Origin of the sequence: Mycobacterium sp. E2497 (genome assembly GCF_001668695.1) — a bacterium.
Classification (GTDB): Bacteria; Actinomycetota; Actinomycetes; order Mycobacteriales; family Mycobacteriaceae; genus Mycobacterium.
The window spans coordinates 1-13,748 of record NZ_LZKD01000031.1; the positions used below are offsets into that span (position 1 = coordinate 1).

A 13,748-nucleotide genomic window follows, 5' to 3' on the forward strand; every position below is an offset into this window, starting at 1 on the left:
ACGGGACGGCGATCGTTGCGCTGGCCGCGCTCATGGGTGCCACCAAGTTGCTCGGCCGCGACATGACGTCGCTGCGGGTGGTGGTCTCCGGCGCCGGCGCCGCGGGTGTGGCGTGCACGAATCTCCTTCTGACGATGGGCGTTTCCGACATCACCGTGCTCGACTCGCGCGGCATTCTGCACACCGGGCGCGACGACATGAACAGCGTGAAGAGCGTTCTGGCGCAGCGCACGAACCCCGACGGTCTGACGGGCAGCATGGCCGAAGCGCTGCGCGGCGCCGATCTGTTCCTCGGGGTGTCGGGCGGTGTGGTGCCCGAGGAGATGATCGCCACCATGGCGCCCGACGCCATCGTGTTCGCGCTGTCCAACCCCGACCCCGAGATCCATCCGCAGGTCGCGGCCAAGTACGCCGCGGTGGTGGCCACCGGCCGCAGCGACGTCATGTCGCGGCCGAGCAACTTGGTGGCACCCATGAGCGCGGCCAGCGCAACGATCGCCGTCCCGTGCTGGTCGTCGTGCATCACGGGGCAGTCCAGCGCTTCGATGACCCGCCGTTCGATCTCGAAGCAGCGCGGCGCGGAAATGTCCTCGAGGTTGACGGCGCCGAACGTCGGGCGCAGCCGCACCAGGGTTTCGACGATCTCGTCGGGATCCTTGGTGTCCAGCACGATGGGGATCGCGTTCAGGCCGCCGTACGCCTGAAACAGGGCGCACTTGCCCTCCATCACCGGCAACGAAGCCGCCGGTCCGATGTCACCCAGGCCCAGCACGGCGCTGCCGTCGCTGACGACGGCGACCAGCCGGTTCGCCCAGGTGTACCGGGCGGCCTGGCTGCGGTCGGCGGCGATCGCGCGACTGACCTGCGCCACACCCGGTGTGTAGGCGATGGACAGGGCACGCTGGGTGTCCAGCGGTGCCGTCAGGCCTACCGAAAGCTTGCCGCCTACGTGTGCCTCGAAGATTTCCGCGTCGGTGATCGCACCCGCTTCGACGCGCGTCTGTATCGATTCAATCAACTCGGACACGCGCTTCAGGGTACTGACTACCGATTAGTAGACCTAATGGTGACGTGCGTCTCACCGGCGACGCCGCTGGATCTCAGATGAGACCCAGCTCGGTGACCGCCTTGCGCTCGTCGACCAGCTCGGCGGTCGTCTTGTCGATCCGACCGCGGGAGAAGTCGTCGATCTCCAACCCCTGCACGATCGACCAGTCGCCGTCCTTGGTGGTGACCGGGAACGACGACACGATTCCCTCCGGCACGCCGTAGGAGCCGTCGGAGTACACCGCCATCGACACCCAGTCGCCGTCCGGGCTGCCCAGCAGCCAGGAGCGGGCGGCGTCGATTGTCGCCGACGCGGCCGAGGCGGCCGACGAGGCGCCGCGCGCGTCGATGATCGCCGCGCCGCGCTTGGCCACCGTCGGGATGAAGTCGTTCTCGAGCCAGTTCTGGTCGTTGACCACCTCGGCGGCGTTCTTGCCGCCGACCTCGGCGTGGAAGATGTCGGGATACTGGGTCGCGGAGTGGTTGCCCCAAATGGTCATCTTCTTGATGTCGGTGACCTTGGCGCCCGTCTTCTTGGCCAGCTGCGAGATGGCGCGGTTGTGGTCGAGGCGGGTCAGCGCGGAGAACCGTTCCTTGGGGATGTCGGGGGCGTTGCTGAGCGCGATCAGCGCGTTGGTGTTGGCCGGGTTGCCGGTCACCCCGATGCGGATGTCGTCGGCGGCCACCGAGTTCAAGGCCTTGCCCTGCGCGGTGAAGATCGCGCCGTTGGCCTCCAGCAGGTCGCTGCGCTCCATGCCCGGCCCGCGCGGCCGCGCGCCGACCAGCAGGGCGAGGTTGGCACCGTCGAAGATCTTGTTGGGATCCGAGCCGATCTGCACCCCGGCCAACAGCGGAAACGCGCAGTCATCGAGCTCCATCACCACGCCCTCGAGCGCCTTGAGCGCCGGCTCGATCTCGAGCAGACGCAGCTCGATCGGGCGGTCGGGGCCCAGCAGCGAACCGCTCGCCAAGCGGAACAACAGGCTGTAGCCGATCTGGCCGGCAGCGCCGGTGACGGCGACCTTGAGAGGACTTGCGCTCACGTCGAAATACTCCTTGTGGAGGTAGTCATGCAGAATCGGGTCTCGGCTCGAAACTAGCGCACCGTTCCCGGCTGCCGACCCCCGGTCCGATGCCCGGCCGCGCCGGCAACCGGATCGTCGCTCGTCGGCAAGCCGGACCGCGTAGCATGGAGCACCGCCGGTCAGACCTGCGCTGCGATCGGAGGTGGATGTGTTCCAGGGTTTTGACGCATTGCCCGAGGCTCTGCGGCCGCTCGCGCACGAGCCTCGTCCGCCGCAAGCCGATACCCGACCGCACTCCCCCAACGAGACGTTGGTCGACTGCGCCGTCTACGCCGAGGGCCACCGGCTCCCCGGGACATACAGCTACGCCACGGCCCTGGACAAAGTGCGCCAGATCGAGATGCTCGGGCACGAGGCGTTCGTGTGGGTCGGCCTGCGCGAGCCCGACCAGGCCGAGATGCAGGAAGTCGCGGAGGTTTTCGGGATACACCCGCTGGCCGTCGAGGACGCCGTCTGCGCCCACCAGCGGCCCAAGCTGGAACGATTCGACGAGACGCTGTTCCTGGTGCTCAAGACGGTCGCCTACGTGCCGCATGAGTCGGTGGCGGCCGCCCGCCAAATCGTCGAGACCGGCGAGGTGATGGTCTTCGTCCGCAAGGATTTCGTGGTCACCGTCCGCCACGGCGAGCACGGCGGGCTTTCCGATCTGCGCAAGCGGATGGAGGCCGACCCCGAGCAGCTGCGCCTGGGTCCGTACGCGGTGATGCACGCCATCGCCCACGAGGTGGTCAACCACTACCTGGTGGTCAGCCACCTGATCGAATCGGACATCGACAGCATCGAGGGTTTGGCCTTCGCGCCGGGCCGCAAGATCGACGTCGAACCCATCTATCTGCTCAAGCGCGAGGTCGTCGAACTGCGCCGGTGCGTCAACCCGTTATCCGGCGCGTTCCTGCGAATCCAGCAGGAGAACAAAGACCTGATCTCCAAGGAGGTGCGGCGCTACCTGCGCGACCTCGCCGACCACCACTCCGAGGCAGCCGAGCACATCGCCAGCTACGACGACATGCTCAACTCGCTGATCCAGGCCGCGCTGGCCCGCGTCGGAATGCAGCAGAACTCCGACATGCGCAAGATATCGGCCTGGGCCGGCATCATCGCGGTGCCGACCATGTTCGCGGGCATCTACGGCATGAACTTCGAGTTCATGCCCGAGCTGAAATGGCACTGGGGCTACCCGGTGGTGGTCGCCATCATGATCACCGCCTGCCTGACCCTGTACTTCAGCTTCCGAAGACTCAACTGGCTCTGACGCGAGCTGACGGTCAGTTCGGTTGCGCCGCTGGGCGTTTCGGGTCGAGCACGTCGACGCCGTCGTTCTGCCACGCCTGCCGCATGGCTTCGGCGCCCTTCAACCGCACCCAGGCCGCCTCGGTCGCGGTGACGGGCGTGGCCAACAGGAACTGCACCGGGTCACGCGGCGGCTCCAACGGCAGATCGTCAATGTCGCTGGGGCCCAGCAACACCGCGGTGAACGGCACGCGTCCCGCGGGCCGGGCCCACAACGGCGATCCCAGGTCCACCAACGCGTCGGCGGTCAGCACCAGACCCTCGACGGCCGGCGTCGCGGCCAGCACCGCCAGGCTGCGGGCTATGCCGGTGACCGGGCCCGGATCTCGCAGGCGCAGCACCACCTCGGCGCGCGGTCCCCGAGTGTGGTCGTCGACGATCTGCGCCGGGTCGGTCATCGGATACCGCGAACAGCCCAGTGACACGTAATGCACCAACCCGTCGCTCCCGCGGAAGCGCAGCACCTCGATGGGTTCGGTGCCCAGAAAGGTCACGCTCGCCGAATCGGGCTCGACGTCGGCGAAGTGACGGCGCAGGTGCGCGCGCACCTGGTCCAGGACCGGGCTCACTGATCCGCGGACGCCGCGACGGTCAGGTTCGCCCCGGTGCCGGCATCGAATACGGCGAGCTTCGTGGTGTCGAACGCCAGCTCGATGGACTGCCCGATCACCGCTTTGGATTCCGCGGGAACCCTTGCCACGAACTGGTTTTCGTGCGCATCCGCCTGGGCGGCCAGCTCGTCCAGTTGGGCGGAGTGCGCCGCCCAACCCCCGGTGGAGAAGTAGACGAACTTGTCGGCGCCCAACGACTCGACCAGGTCGACCTTCACCTCGAAGGTGAGCGCCCTGATGCGCTGGTACCCGTCGATCAACGCGGCGTCGTGCAGGTGCTCGGGCCGCACCCCCACGATGATGTTCTCCGGCACCGGGTGCCGCGCGATCATCCGTTCGACGTCCGGCGACAGCATGACCTCACCGAAAGGCAGCGTCAGGCCGGTGGTGGTCACCGTGGCGGGGAAGAAGTTCATGGCCGGCGAGCCGATGAACCCGGCGACGAACAGGTTTGCCGGGTGTTCGTAAAGCTCGTCCGGGGTGCCGATCTGCTGCGCGACCCCACCGTGCATCACCACCACCCGGTCTCCGAGTGTCATCGCCTCGGTCTGGTCGTGCGTGACGTAGACGGTCGTGGTGCCGAGCCGCTTCTGCAGCCGGGCGATCTCGCCGCGCATCTGGACCCGTAGCTTGGCGTCCAGGTTGGACAGCGGCTCGTCCATCAAGAAGGCCTTGGGGTGGCGCACGATCGCGCGACCCATCGCGACCCGCTGCCGTTGCCCGCCCGACAGTTGGGAGGGTTTGCGGTCGAGAAGTTCGGTCAGGTCAAGGGTTTTGGCGGTCTCTTCGACCTTCTGGGCGATCTCCGCCTTCTTCATCTTCGCCAACGTCAGCGGGAACGCGATGTTCTGCCGGACGGTCATGTGTGGGTACAGCGCGTACGACTGGAAAACCATCGCGATGTCGCGGTCTTTGGGCGCCTTCTCGTTCACGCGTTCGCCGCCGATGCGCAGTTCGCCCGACGTGATGTCCTCCAGGCCGGCGATCATGTTCAGGGTCGTCGTCTTACCGCAACCGGAAGGTCCGACCAGGATCAGGAATTCGCCGTCGGCGATGGTGATGCTGAGGTCTTGCACCGCCGTGGCGCCGTCGGGGTAGCTCTTGCTGACATGGTCCAGCACAATCTCGGCCATCGCGCTATCCCTTCACAGCGCCGGAGGTCAATCCGGCGATGATTCGCCGTTGAAAGATTAAAACAAAGACGATGATCGGCACGGTGATCACGACGGCACCGGCCGCGATCGACCCGGTGGGCTCCTCGAATTGTGAACTGCCGCCGAAGTTCGCGATGGCCACCGGCGCGGTGATCGCCGCCTTGGTGGCGGTGAGCGACAGCGCCAGCAGCAGGTCGTTCCAGGCGAAGATGAACACCAGGATGGCCGCCGTCACCACTCCCGGCGCGGCCAGGGGGACGATCACCTTGCGGAAGGCCTGCGCCGGCGTGGCCCCGTCCATTTCCGCCGCCCGCTCGAGATCCCATGGGATCTCCCGGAAGAAGGCCGACAGGGTGTAGATGGCAAGCGGCAGAGCGAAGGTGATGTAGGGCAGGATCAGCCCCGGCCAGGTGTCGAACAGGCCGACGAAGCGTTCGATGTTGAACAGCGGGGTGACCAGTGAGATCGCGGGGAACATGGTGACCAGCAGGGTGGCGCCGATCATGACCCGCTTGCCGGGGAAGCGCAGCCGGGCGATCGCGTAGGCGGCCATCGCGCCCAGCACCACCGCGATCGCGGTGGTGATCAGCCCTATGCCGATCGAGTTGACCAGCGCCGCACCGAACAGGTCACCCCGGAAGATGCCGCGGTAGTTCTCGAAGGACACCGACGACGGGATCAGCTTGCCGTCCTTGACCGTTGACGTCGGCTTGAGCGAGAGGCTGAGGATCCACAGCACCGGGACAAGTGCGTACCCCACCACCGCGGTGTCGATGACGGCCCACCCCACCGCCCGCCGGGCGCCTACCCCGGCCCGCGCGCGTTCAACGGTCATCGGCGTCACCACCGGGCGCCGCGACGCCGAACACCTTGATGTAGACGAGCGCGATGATGCCCACACAGACGAAGATGAGCACGCTGATCGCCGAGCCCAACCCGACGTTGAACCCTTTGAACAGGTTGTCGTAACCGAGGATTGACACCGAGTCGGTGTTGTTGGCGCCGTCGGTCAGCACGTAGATGTTGTCGAAGATGCGGAAGGCGTCCAGGGTCCGGAACAACAGCGCGACCACGACCGCGGGCTTGATGATCGGTAACGTCACGCGCACCAGCCGCCGCCACGGCCCCGCGCCGTCGACTTGGGCGGCCTTCAGCAAGTCCTCGGGCACCAGCGCCAGCCCGGCCAGCAGCAGCAGCGACATGAAAGGCGTCGTCTTCCAGACCTCGGCGAGGACGACGATGCCCAGCGACGGGAGTTGCTGTGTCAACGGAGCACTGCCCTGCGGCAAGAGGTTGGCCAGATAGCCGGTTCCCGGTGTCCACGCGTAATACCAGCTGTAGGACGCCACCACTGTGACGATGCCGTACGGGATGAGCACGGCGGTGCGCACCAGCCCCCGGCCGATGAGCGTGCGGTGCATCACCAGGGCCAGCGCCAGGCCGAGCACGAACTCGACCGAGACGGAAACCACTGTGATTCCCAGCGTTACGGCCAGCGCCGTCCACCAATACCGGTCGGTCAAGATCGTTTGGTAGTTGCTCAGGCCGACGAACGCGGTGTCGTTGGGGGTGGCGAGGCTGTTGCGCTGCAGGCTCAGCCACACCGCATAGCCGATCGGGTAGGCCGTCACCGCCAGCATCAGCAGCGCCGCGGGCGCGACGAGGACGAAGGCAAGGCGCCGTTCCGACAGCCGGTTTCGCGTGCGTGTGCGCGGCGCGAAGGCGGGGACATCCGAGGGGGCGGCGCGCGTCACGGCAGCAGCCCCTTGCCGTCAATGGCCTGCTGCGCCTGCGCGGTGAGTTCGTCGGCCGTCCGCTCCGGGTCGATCCGCGTGATGGGGCTCAGCGCCGCGGACAGCCGCAGCGACAACGCCTGATACACCGGGGTCGCGGGCCGCACGGCGGCGTCGGTGAGTTGCCGCCGAATGACGGTGTACATCGGGTACTTGGCCTGGAATTGCGGGTCGGAGTACAGCGACGTCCGCACCGCGGGCAGCCCGCCTTGCATCGAAACGTACTTCTGGCTCGGCAGGCTGCGCAGGCAGCGCACGGCCTCGAACGCCTCCGCGCGATGACGGGTGGTGCTGGCGACGGCCAGGTTCAGCCCGCCGATCGTGACCTTGGCCGGGCGGCCCGGCGCCACACCGGGGTACGGGGCGAAGGCGAACACCTTCTGGCTGGCCTCGTAAGCCAGGCGGAATTGCTCGTCGGTGGGCACGAACGTCCCGACGTCGTTGATGCTGCCGGCCAACGCCGGGTCCCGGTTGAGCGGCAGGAAGGGGACACCGCCCTTCACCGCGTTCTCCAGCATGGAGGCCAGCACATACGGCCAGTTGACTTCCAGCGCGGCCCTGCCCTGTTCGACCGCCAGGCGGGCCGTGCCTTCGTCGGTCCGGGTGATCGACGGGTCGGCGCCCGGAGCGGTGCCCACGGACTTCAGGATGCGCAGCGCGTTGAGCGTCGCGGCCCGGTGCGCGGGCGTGTCCGTCAGGGTGACCCGGCGGCCGTCCTCGGAAAGCACCTGGCCGCCGCCGCTCACCAACAGGGTGTTGAACCACACGACCAGGCCCTCACCCTCGTTCGCCTGCACGGCGATCCAGGCGGGCCGGCCCGCGGCGTGCAACCGGGCGGCCTCGGCCACCATCGCGGCCCAGTCCAGCGGCGGCTGGCTCACCAAATCGGGCCGGTACCAGAGCAATTCGGTGTTCGTGGTGACGGGCGCTGCATACAACTCGTGCTTCCACCGTGCCGTCGCCAGGGGGCCGGGCAACGTGTCGGCCCGGGCGTCGCCGTCGGCCAGCCCTGCGGGGTCGTCGGACAGCGGCAGCGCCCAGCCCGCCTCGGCGAACTCCGCGGTCCACACCACGTCCAGCGCCATCACGTCCAGCCCGCGGTCGTGAGCGCTCAGCCGGCGTGCCAGCTGCACGCGCTGCTCCCCGGGACCCCTCGGCAGGCTCACATGCCGGATGGCGAACCGGCCTCCCATCTGTTTGGTGCACTCTTGAGCGACGGCGTTGAACGCAGTCGAATCGGTGGTCGGGGTGAAGAACGTGATCACCAGTCCCCCGCCGACCGGCCCGCAGGCCGGCACCGCCGCGGCGACGATCAACGACGCCGAAGCGATGACGGCCAGCCGACGCGGGCGCACGCGACTCACCACCGGAGTCACACCCTTCGTGCGTGTCCTCAAATCGCTAAGCGCGCCAACAGATCCCGCGCCTTCTCCGCGTTCTGCGGATCGCAGAGCACGTCGTAGCGGCCGGCCACCAGCTGCATGGTCGAGCTGAAATCCCTTGTGCCACGGGCCATCGCGTAGGGGACCGCGGAGGTGATCAAGCCGAAGAAAACGCCGGCGACCAGGCCGGTGGCCAACGCCGCCCACGGATTCGGGCTGAAGAAGCCGAGCACCAACCCGATGAACAGCCCCAGCCAGGCGCCGCTGAGTACCCCGCCGCCAAGCACCTTGGCCCACGTCAGCCGGCCGGTGACCCGTTCGACCTGCATCAAGTCGACGCCGACGATGGTCACCTGCTGAACGGGGAACTGCTGCTCCGAGAGGTAGTCCACGGCGCGCTGCGCCTCGGCGTAGGTGGGGTAGGACCCGACCGGCCACCCCTTGGGCGGCGTCGGCAATCCGGGTGCGCGACGACCGCCCGCTGCGCCCGCAGGCGTCGCGCCGGGAACTTGACCGGGCTGGAAAGGACTAGTCATCGGCGATCATTCTCCTCCGCCCAGGCCATCGTCACATCTCGGGGCCTTCTAGCCTATCGAGCGGCCGCAAGCCAACCTGCGAAAACAGGGCGCAGGCACCCGCTGCGCCCCCAGCGGCCCCGCGGCGATTCACCGCCGATCCGCGACTCGGCCATCGGCTAGGTTGAACACCATGACAGCGCCCGGCGACGGTTTCGGCGAACGCGCCCACGACGACCAAGCCGAACCGGCTCCCGCCGGCGGCGGGGCCCCGGAGCAGCCAGAGGCGCCGTGGGAACCGCCGGCCCCGGCCACGCCACCCGAATATCCGCCCCCGGCCTATCCCCCGCCCGGCTACCCCACGGAGTACCAATCCGGGCACCAATCCGGCCACGGCGCCCAATACCCGCCGCCCCCAACCGGATACGGGCCGCCACCCGGGTACGATCAGCCGCCGGGCTATGGCACACCGCAGTACCAGCCGGGCCCACCGCAATTCGGCGGGCCGCCCGCCGGCTACGGGCCGCCACCCTATTCGGGTGGCTATTATCCCGCACCGGACTACGGGGGCTACGGGCCGCCGAGCGGGGTGAAACCGGGGACCAACAAGCTCGCCATCGCATCGCTCATCTCGTCGTTCACCGGGGTGTTCTGCTGCTGCCTCGGCTCGATCGTGGCCATCGTGCTGGGCGCCGTCGCGATCAATCAGATCAAGCGCACCCAGCAAGACGGCTACGGTCTGGCGGTCGCCGGCATCGTCATCGGCATCGCCACGCTGGTGGTCATGACGATCATCGTCTTGTTTGCGATGCACTCGCGGTAGCAGCCTGCGCGCGCCGGGGCCGGCACCGCCGCCGTCGGCCGCGCCATCCCCGGCTGCCTAGGCTTTCCCCATGGCATCGGTCAACAGGGTGTACATCGCCCGGCTCTCGCGAATGTTGGTGCTGGGTCCCCTCGGTGAGTCGTTCGGCCGGATCCGCGATGTCGTCGTCAGCATCAGCATCGTGCGCCAGCAGCCCCGCGTCCTGGGACTAGTCGTCGATCTGGCGACACGGCGCAGCATCTTCATTCCGATGCTGCGGGTCGCCGCGATCGAGCCGGAGGCCGTCACGCTGAACACCGGCAGCGTGTCCCTGCGCCACTTCGAACAGCGCCCGGGCGAGGTGCTCGCGATCGGTCAGGTGCTCGACACCCAGGTCAGGGTGAACGATCCCGCGCTGCCCGAGCTGGCCGGCCTCGACGTCGTCATCACCGACCTGGGCATCGAACAGACCCGCACCCGTGACTGGATGGTGAGCCGGGTCGCCGTGCGCACCCAGCGGCGGCTGGGCCGGCGCGGGCCGGTGCACGTGGTGGATTGGCAGAACGTGCAGGGCCTGACCCCGTCGGCGCTGGCGATGCCGGGCCAGGCGGTGGCGCAGCTGCTGGACCGGTTCGAGGGCTGGAAGGCGGTCGACGTGGCCGACGCCATCCGCGGCCTGCCCCCCAAGCGGCGCTACGAGGTGCTCAAAGCCCTCGACGACGACCGGCTGGCCGACGTCTTGCAGGAACTGCCCGAGCTCGACCAGGCCGACGTGCTGTCCGAGCTGGGCACCGAACGCTCCGCCGACGTGCTCGAGGAGATGGATCCCGACGACGCCGCCGATCTGCTCGGCGTGCTCAATCCGACGGACGCGGAGATGCTGCTGACACGAATGGACCCCGACGAGTCGGCCCCGGTGCGCCGGCTGCTGGCGCATTCCCCCGACACCGCGGGGGGTCTGATGACGTCCGATCCGGTAGTGCTGACGCCCGACACGTCGGTCGCCGAGGCGCTGGCCCGGGTCCGCGACCCCGACCTCACCCCCGCCCTGTCCTCCATGGTGTTCGTGGTGCGCCCGCCCACGGCGACCCCCACCGGCCGGTACCTGGGCTGCGTGCAACTGCAGCGGCTGCTGCGCGAACCCCCGGCGGAACTGGTCGGCGGCATCGTCGACACCGACCTGTTCACCCTGACGCCGGAAACGCCGCTGGCGGCGGTGACCCGCTACCTGGCCGCGTACAACCTGGTGTGCGGACCGGTGCTCGACGACCAGAACCACCTGTTGGGGGCGGTGACGGTGGATGATCTCCTCGATCACCTGTTGCCGCACGACTGGCGGATGGATGTGCAGGCCCTCGACGCCACCGGTGAGCCCCAAGGACTGGGAGGTTCGCGTTGAGCAGGTCCTCGGCACCGCGTCGCCTCTACACCCCGCGGACGTCGCGCAGGTATTCGCCACGGCTGGACCCCGAGGCCGTCGGCCAGGTCACCGAGTCGATCGCGCGGTTCTTCGGCACCGGCCGCTACCTGCTGGTGCAGACGATCATCGTGGTGGCGTGGATCGCGGTGAACCTGTTCGCGGTGGGCCTGCGCTGGGATCCCTACCCTTTCATCCTGCTGAACCTGGCTTTCTCGACGCAGGCCGCCTACGCGGCCCCGCTGATCCTGCTGGCGCAGAACCGTCAGGAAAACCGGGACCGGGTCGCGCTGGAACAGGATCGCCATCGCGCGACGCAGACCAAGGCCGACACCGAGTTTCTGGCCCGCGAACTCGCCGCGGTGCGGCTGGCGGTCGGTGAGGTGGTGACCCGCGAATATCTGCGGCACGAGCTCGAGGATCTGCGCTCCCTGCTGGCGAATCTGGACGCCGATTCCGACGGCGCCAACCCGGTCGAGGGCGGCGACGGCGCGGACCGAAAGGCTAAGAAATCGGGCTGAGAACCAGTTCCGACCATTGCGCCACTCTGGTCACAAGAGTTATGTATGGTGATCTAGTTCACGGCTACGAGAGCAGTTGACCAGCTCACATACCTAGGACGGTCGAGTGCGCATTGGGGGACGCCGGGGTGCACGCCCGGCCGCCGCGGTGGAGCGGCTGCGAGCACTTCAGGTTTCACGTTCGCGTGCGTTCGGCGTAGCCACCATCACCCCGTTGGTCTTCGCCGGCGCGGTCAGCGGGGCGGCGCCGTCGCTCCCCGTAAAGCTGCCCCCCGTGCATGCGAACGTCGCCCCGGTGGCCGCGGTCTCCCCCGCCATCCCCGACCTCTCGGGACCGGCTGTCGTTTCCATCGACCGTTCCCCGGCCGCCTTCCACGTCGCCGAACCCGCCCTGTCCGCACCCCCGCCGGCGATGATCGTGAATGCGCCTGGGGCACTTGGCATTCCAAGCATTGCGCTGGCGGCCTACCGCAGCGCCGAGCAGAAGATGGCCGTGGCCGCCCCGAACTGCGGCGTGAGCTGGAACTTGCTGGCCGGGATCGGGCGCATCGAATCCGGTCATGCCGGCGGCGGCGCGGTCGACGCGCGCGGCACGGCGGTCGTCCCGATCTACGGCCCCGCGCTGGACGGCACGCTGCCCGGCAACGAGATCATCCTGCAGAGCAGCGCCGGCAATCGCCCCACCTACGCCCGCGCGATTGGGCCGATGCAGTTCCTGCCCGGCACCTGGGCGCGCTACGCCTCCGACGGCAAAGGCGACGGCGTCGCCGATCCGCAGAACCTGTTCGACTCCACGCTGGCCGCGGCCCGGTACCTGTGCAGCGGCGGCCTCAACCTCCGCGATCCCTCCCAGGTGATGGCCGCGATCCTGCGCTACAACAACTCGATGGCGTACGCGCAGAACGTGCTGGGCTGGGCCTCGGCGTACGCCACCGGTGTGGTGCCGGTCGACCTGCCTCCGATGACGGGTCCGCCGCCCCCGCTGGCCGACGCGCACCTCGAGCACGCCGAGGGACTCGGCCCCAACCTGCCGATGAACGTCAACGGGCTGCCGTTGGACGACCCCCTGGCGCGGATGCCGCTGATCGACCTCTCCCAACCACAGAGCGCGGGTCCACCGCCGATGTTCCCGTGGATGACCCCGACGCCGCAGCAGGCCCCGGCCCGGCTGCCCGGCTGCACGGTGATCTGCGTCGGCCCCCAGAACCCGCCGCCGAACGCCGCCCCGCCGTGGGCCCCGCCGATGGCGCCGCCCGCCCCACCGCCGATGACCTTCACCTCGTGCGCGATGGGCGGCAGGATCATCGACTCGACCTGGGTGGGCCGGTCGGTGGTACCCATCATCCGGGGAATCGAGTGGCCGTGGATGTCGGCGTCGAGCACGCCGACCGACAGGCCGCGGGCCGCCATCGCCGCGGCCAGGTTGACCGTGACGGTGGACTTTCCCACCCCGCCCTTGCCGGACGCGACCGCATAGACGCGCGTCAGCGAGTTCGGCTGGGCGAAGGGGATGACGGGCTCGCGGGCGTCGCCGCGCAACTGCTTGCGCAGTTCGGTGCGCTGCTCGTCGTTCATCACGTCCAGGGTGACCTTCACGGCCCCGGTGCCCGGCACGTCGGAGACGGCCTGGGTGACCCGTTCGCTGATCTCGGTCTTCTTCGGGCAGGCGGCGGTGGTCAGGTAGATCGCCACGTGCACGCCCCCGTCGGGCTCGGTGTCGATGCTCTTGACCATGCCGAGTTCGGTGATGGGGCGCCGTAGTTCGGGGTCGATCACTTTCCCCAGTGCGGTGCGGATTGCCGCGCTCAAGTCGGCAGCGTCATGACGGGACATCACCGCCGAGTGTAGGCGCGCGACGCTTGCGCCGGTTCGGGGGCGACCCGCTACGCCCGGCTTCGCCGCGCTTGCGATCGCCGTTGGAACGGTCAGCCGCCCGCAACGGGGCCGGGCGGCTTGGGCGTGGCCGCGTTCGGGGGGCCGGCCGGCTTCGGCGCCGGCGATGCAGCGGGCGCCTGCACCGCCGGCGGTGCGGCCGGGGGCGGGGCCGCCTGCGGGTCAGGAGGCGGCGGGCCCATCGGCGGCGGGGCCATCGGCGGTGTTGATGCCGATCACCTGCGAATCCATATCGATC

At 68.8% G+C, this 13,748-nt stretch carries 11 protein-coding genes and 4 pseudogenes; 6 read left to right on the top strand and 9 right to left on the bottom strand.

Annotated elements, in window-relative coordinates; translation table 11 throughout:
- Positions 1-62: 62 nt before the first annotated feature.
- Positions 63-332: pseudogene (locus A5713_RS28955) on the top strand (NAD-dependent malic enzyme); the annotation flags it as partial.
- A 91-nt stretch (positions 333-423) separates the two neighbouring features.
- Here the strand turns inward: A5713_RS28955 and A5713_RS02470 are convergent.
- Positions 424-1,027: pseudogene (locus A5713_RS02470) on the bottom strand (NADP-dependent malic enzyme); the annotation flags it as partial.
- Positions 1,028-1,100: 73 nt separating this feature from the next.
- Entirely contained in the window at positions 1,101-2,090 is a 990-nt protein-coding gene (locus A5713_RS02475) for a malate dehydrogenase (RefSeq protein ID WP_068092173.1), read from the bottom strand.
- Between the two features lie 190 nt (positions 2,091-2,280).
- On the opposite strand from A5713_RS02475, the gene corA reads away from it, so the two are divergent.
- The gene (gene corA / locus A5713_RS02480; protein WP_067927155.1) at positions 2,281-3,384 is read left to right on the top strand and encodes a magnesium/cobalt transporter CorA; all 1,104 of its coding nucleotides are present in this window, start codon (positions 2,281-2,283) and stop codon (positions 3,382-3,384) included.
- A 13-nt stretch (positions 3,385-3,397) separates the two neighbouring features.
- Here the strand turns inward: corA and A5713_RS02485 are convergent, their stop codons facing one another.
- From A5713_RS02485 to A5713_RS02510, 6 genes are read right to left on the bottom strand one after another with little or no spacing between them, the layout of a single operon-like run.
- A complete protein-coding gene (locus A5713_RS02485; RefSeq protein ID WP_068092176.1) occupies positions 3,398-3,991 on the bottom strand; it encodes a suppressor of fused domain protein in 594 nt (197 codons plus the stop codon).
- The gene (locus A5713_RS02490) at positions 3,988-5,166 is read right to left on the bottom strand and encodes an ABC transporter ATP-binding protein (protein ID WP_067927132.1); all 1,179 of its coding nucleotides are present in this window, start codon (positions 5,164-5,166) and stop codon (positions 3,988-3,990) included. The genes A5713_RS02485 and A5713_RS02490 overlap by 4 nt, the downstream gene beginning before the upstream one ends.
- A gap of 4 nt (positions 5,167-5,170) precedes the next feature.
- Positions 5,171-6,022, bottom strand: a complete 852-nt coding sequence (locus tag A5713_RS02495; RefSeq protein WP_068092182.1) for a carbohydrate ABC transporter permease — start codon at positions 6,020-6,022, stop codon at positions 5,171-5,173.
- Entirely contained in the window at positions 6,012-6,941 is a 930-nt protein-coding gene (locus tag A5713_RS02500; protein WP_068092180.1) for a carbohydrate ABC transporter permease, read from the bottom strand. The genes A5713_RS02495 and A5713_RS02500 overlap by 11 nt, the downstream gene beginning before the upstream one ends.
- A complete protein-coding gene (locus A5713_RS02505) occupies positions 6,938-8,347 on the bottom strand; it encodes an extracellular solute-binding protein (protein ID WP_068092183.1) in 1,410 nt (469 codons plus the stop codon). Before A5713_RS02505 ends, A5713_RS02500 begins: the two co-directional genes overlap by 4 nt.
- A gap of 26 nt (positions 8,348-8,373) precedes the next feature.
- Positions 8,374-8,898, bottom strand: coding sequence for a general stress protein (locus A5713_RS02510; RefSeq protein ID WP_067927134.1), 525 nt, complete (start codon positions 8,896-8,898; stop codon positions 8,374-8,376).
- A 172-nt stretch (positions 8,899-9,070) separates the two neighbouring features.
- Here A5713_RS02510 and A5713_RS02515 point away from each other — a divergent pair, with 172 nt between their 5' ends.
- The 4 genes and pseudogenes from A5713_RS02515 to A5713_RS02530 all read left to right on the top strand — a co-directional run.
- Positions 9,071-9,700, top strand: a complete 630-nt coding sequence (locus A5713_RS02515) for a DUF4190 domain-containing protein (RefSeq protein ID WP_197516274.1) — start codon at positions 9,071-9,073, stop codon at positions 9,698-9,700.
- 70 nt (positions 9,701-9,770) lie between these two features.
- Complete coding sequence (locus tag A5713_RS02520; RefSeq protein ID WP_067927137.1) at positions 9,771-11,078, top strand: magnesium transporter MgtE N-terminal domain-containing protein; 1,308 nt, start codon at positions 9,771-9,773, stop codon at positions 11,076-11,078.
- Positions 11,075-11,617 (top strand): DUF1003 domain-containing protein, encoded by a 543-nt coding sequence (locus A5713_RS02525; protein ID WP_067927138.1) that lies wholly within the window; start codon positions 11,075-11,077, stop codon positions 11,615-11,617. The genes A5713_RS02520 and A5713_RS02525 overlap by 4 nt, the downstream gene beginning before the upstream one ends.
- Before the next feature lie 106 nt (positions 11,618-11,723).
- Positions 11,724-12,884: pseudogene (locus A5713_RS02530) on the top strand (lytic transglycosylase domain-containing protein); the annotation flags it as partial.
- On the opposite strand, the pseudogene A5713_RS27195 reads toward A5713_RS02530, so the two are convergent.
- A pseudogene (locus tag A5713_RS27195) lies at positions 12,884-13,450 on the bottom strand (P-loop NTPase); the annotation flags it as partial. The pseudogenes A5713_RS02530 and A5713_RS27195 sit on opposite strands and share 1 nt — an antisense overlap.
- Between the last annotated feature and the right edge of the window lie 298 nt (positions 13,451-13,748).

Coding starts and splice junctions, on each gene's coding strand:
- A5713_RS02490 (WP_067927132.1), bottom strand. CDS start 5,166: ATGGCCGAGATTGTGCTGGACCATGTCAGCAAGAGCTACCCCGACGGC.
- A5713_RS02495 (WP_068092182.1), bottom strand. CDS start 6,022: ATGACCGTTGAACGCGCGCGGGCCGGGGTAGGCGCCCGGCGGGCGGTG.
- A5713_RS02510 (WP_067927134.1), bottom strand. CDS start 8,898: ATGACTAGTCCTTTCCAGCCCGGTCAAGTTCCCGGCGCGACGCCTGCG.
- A5713_RS02515 (WP_197516274.1), top strand. CDS start 9,071: ATGACAGCGCCCGGCGACGGTTTCGGCGAACGCGCCCACGACGACCAA.
- A5713_RS02520 (WP_067927137.1), top strand. CDS start 9,771: ATGGCATCGGTCAACAGGGTGTACATCGCCCGGCTCTCGCGAATGTTG.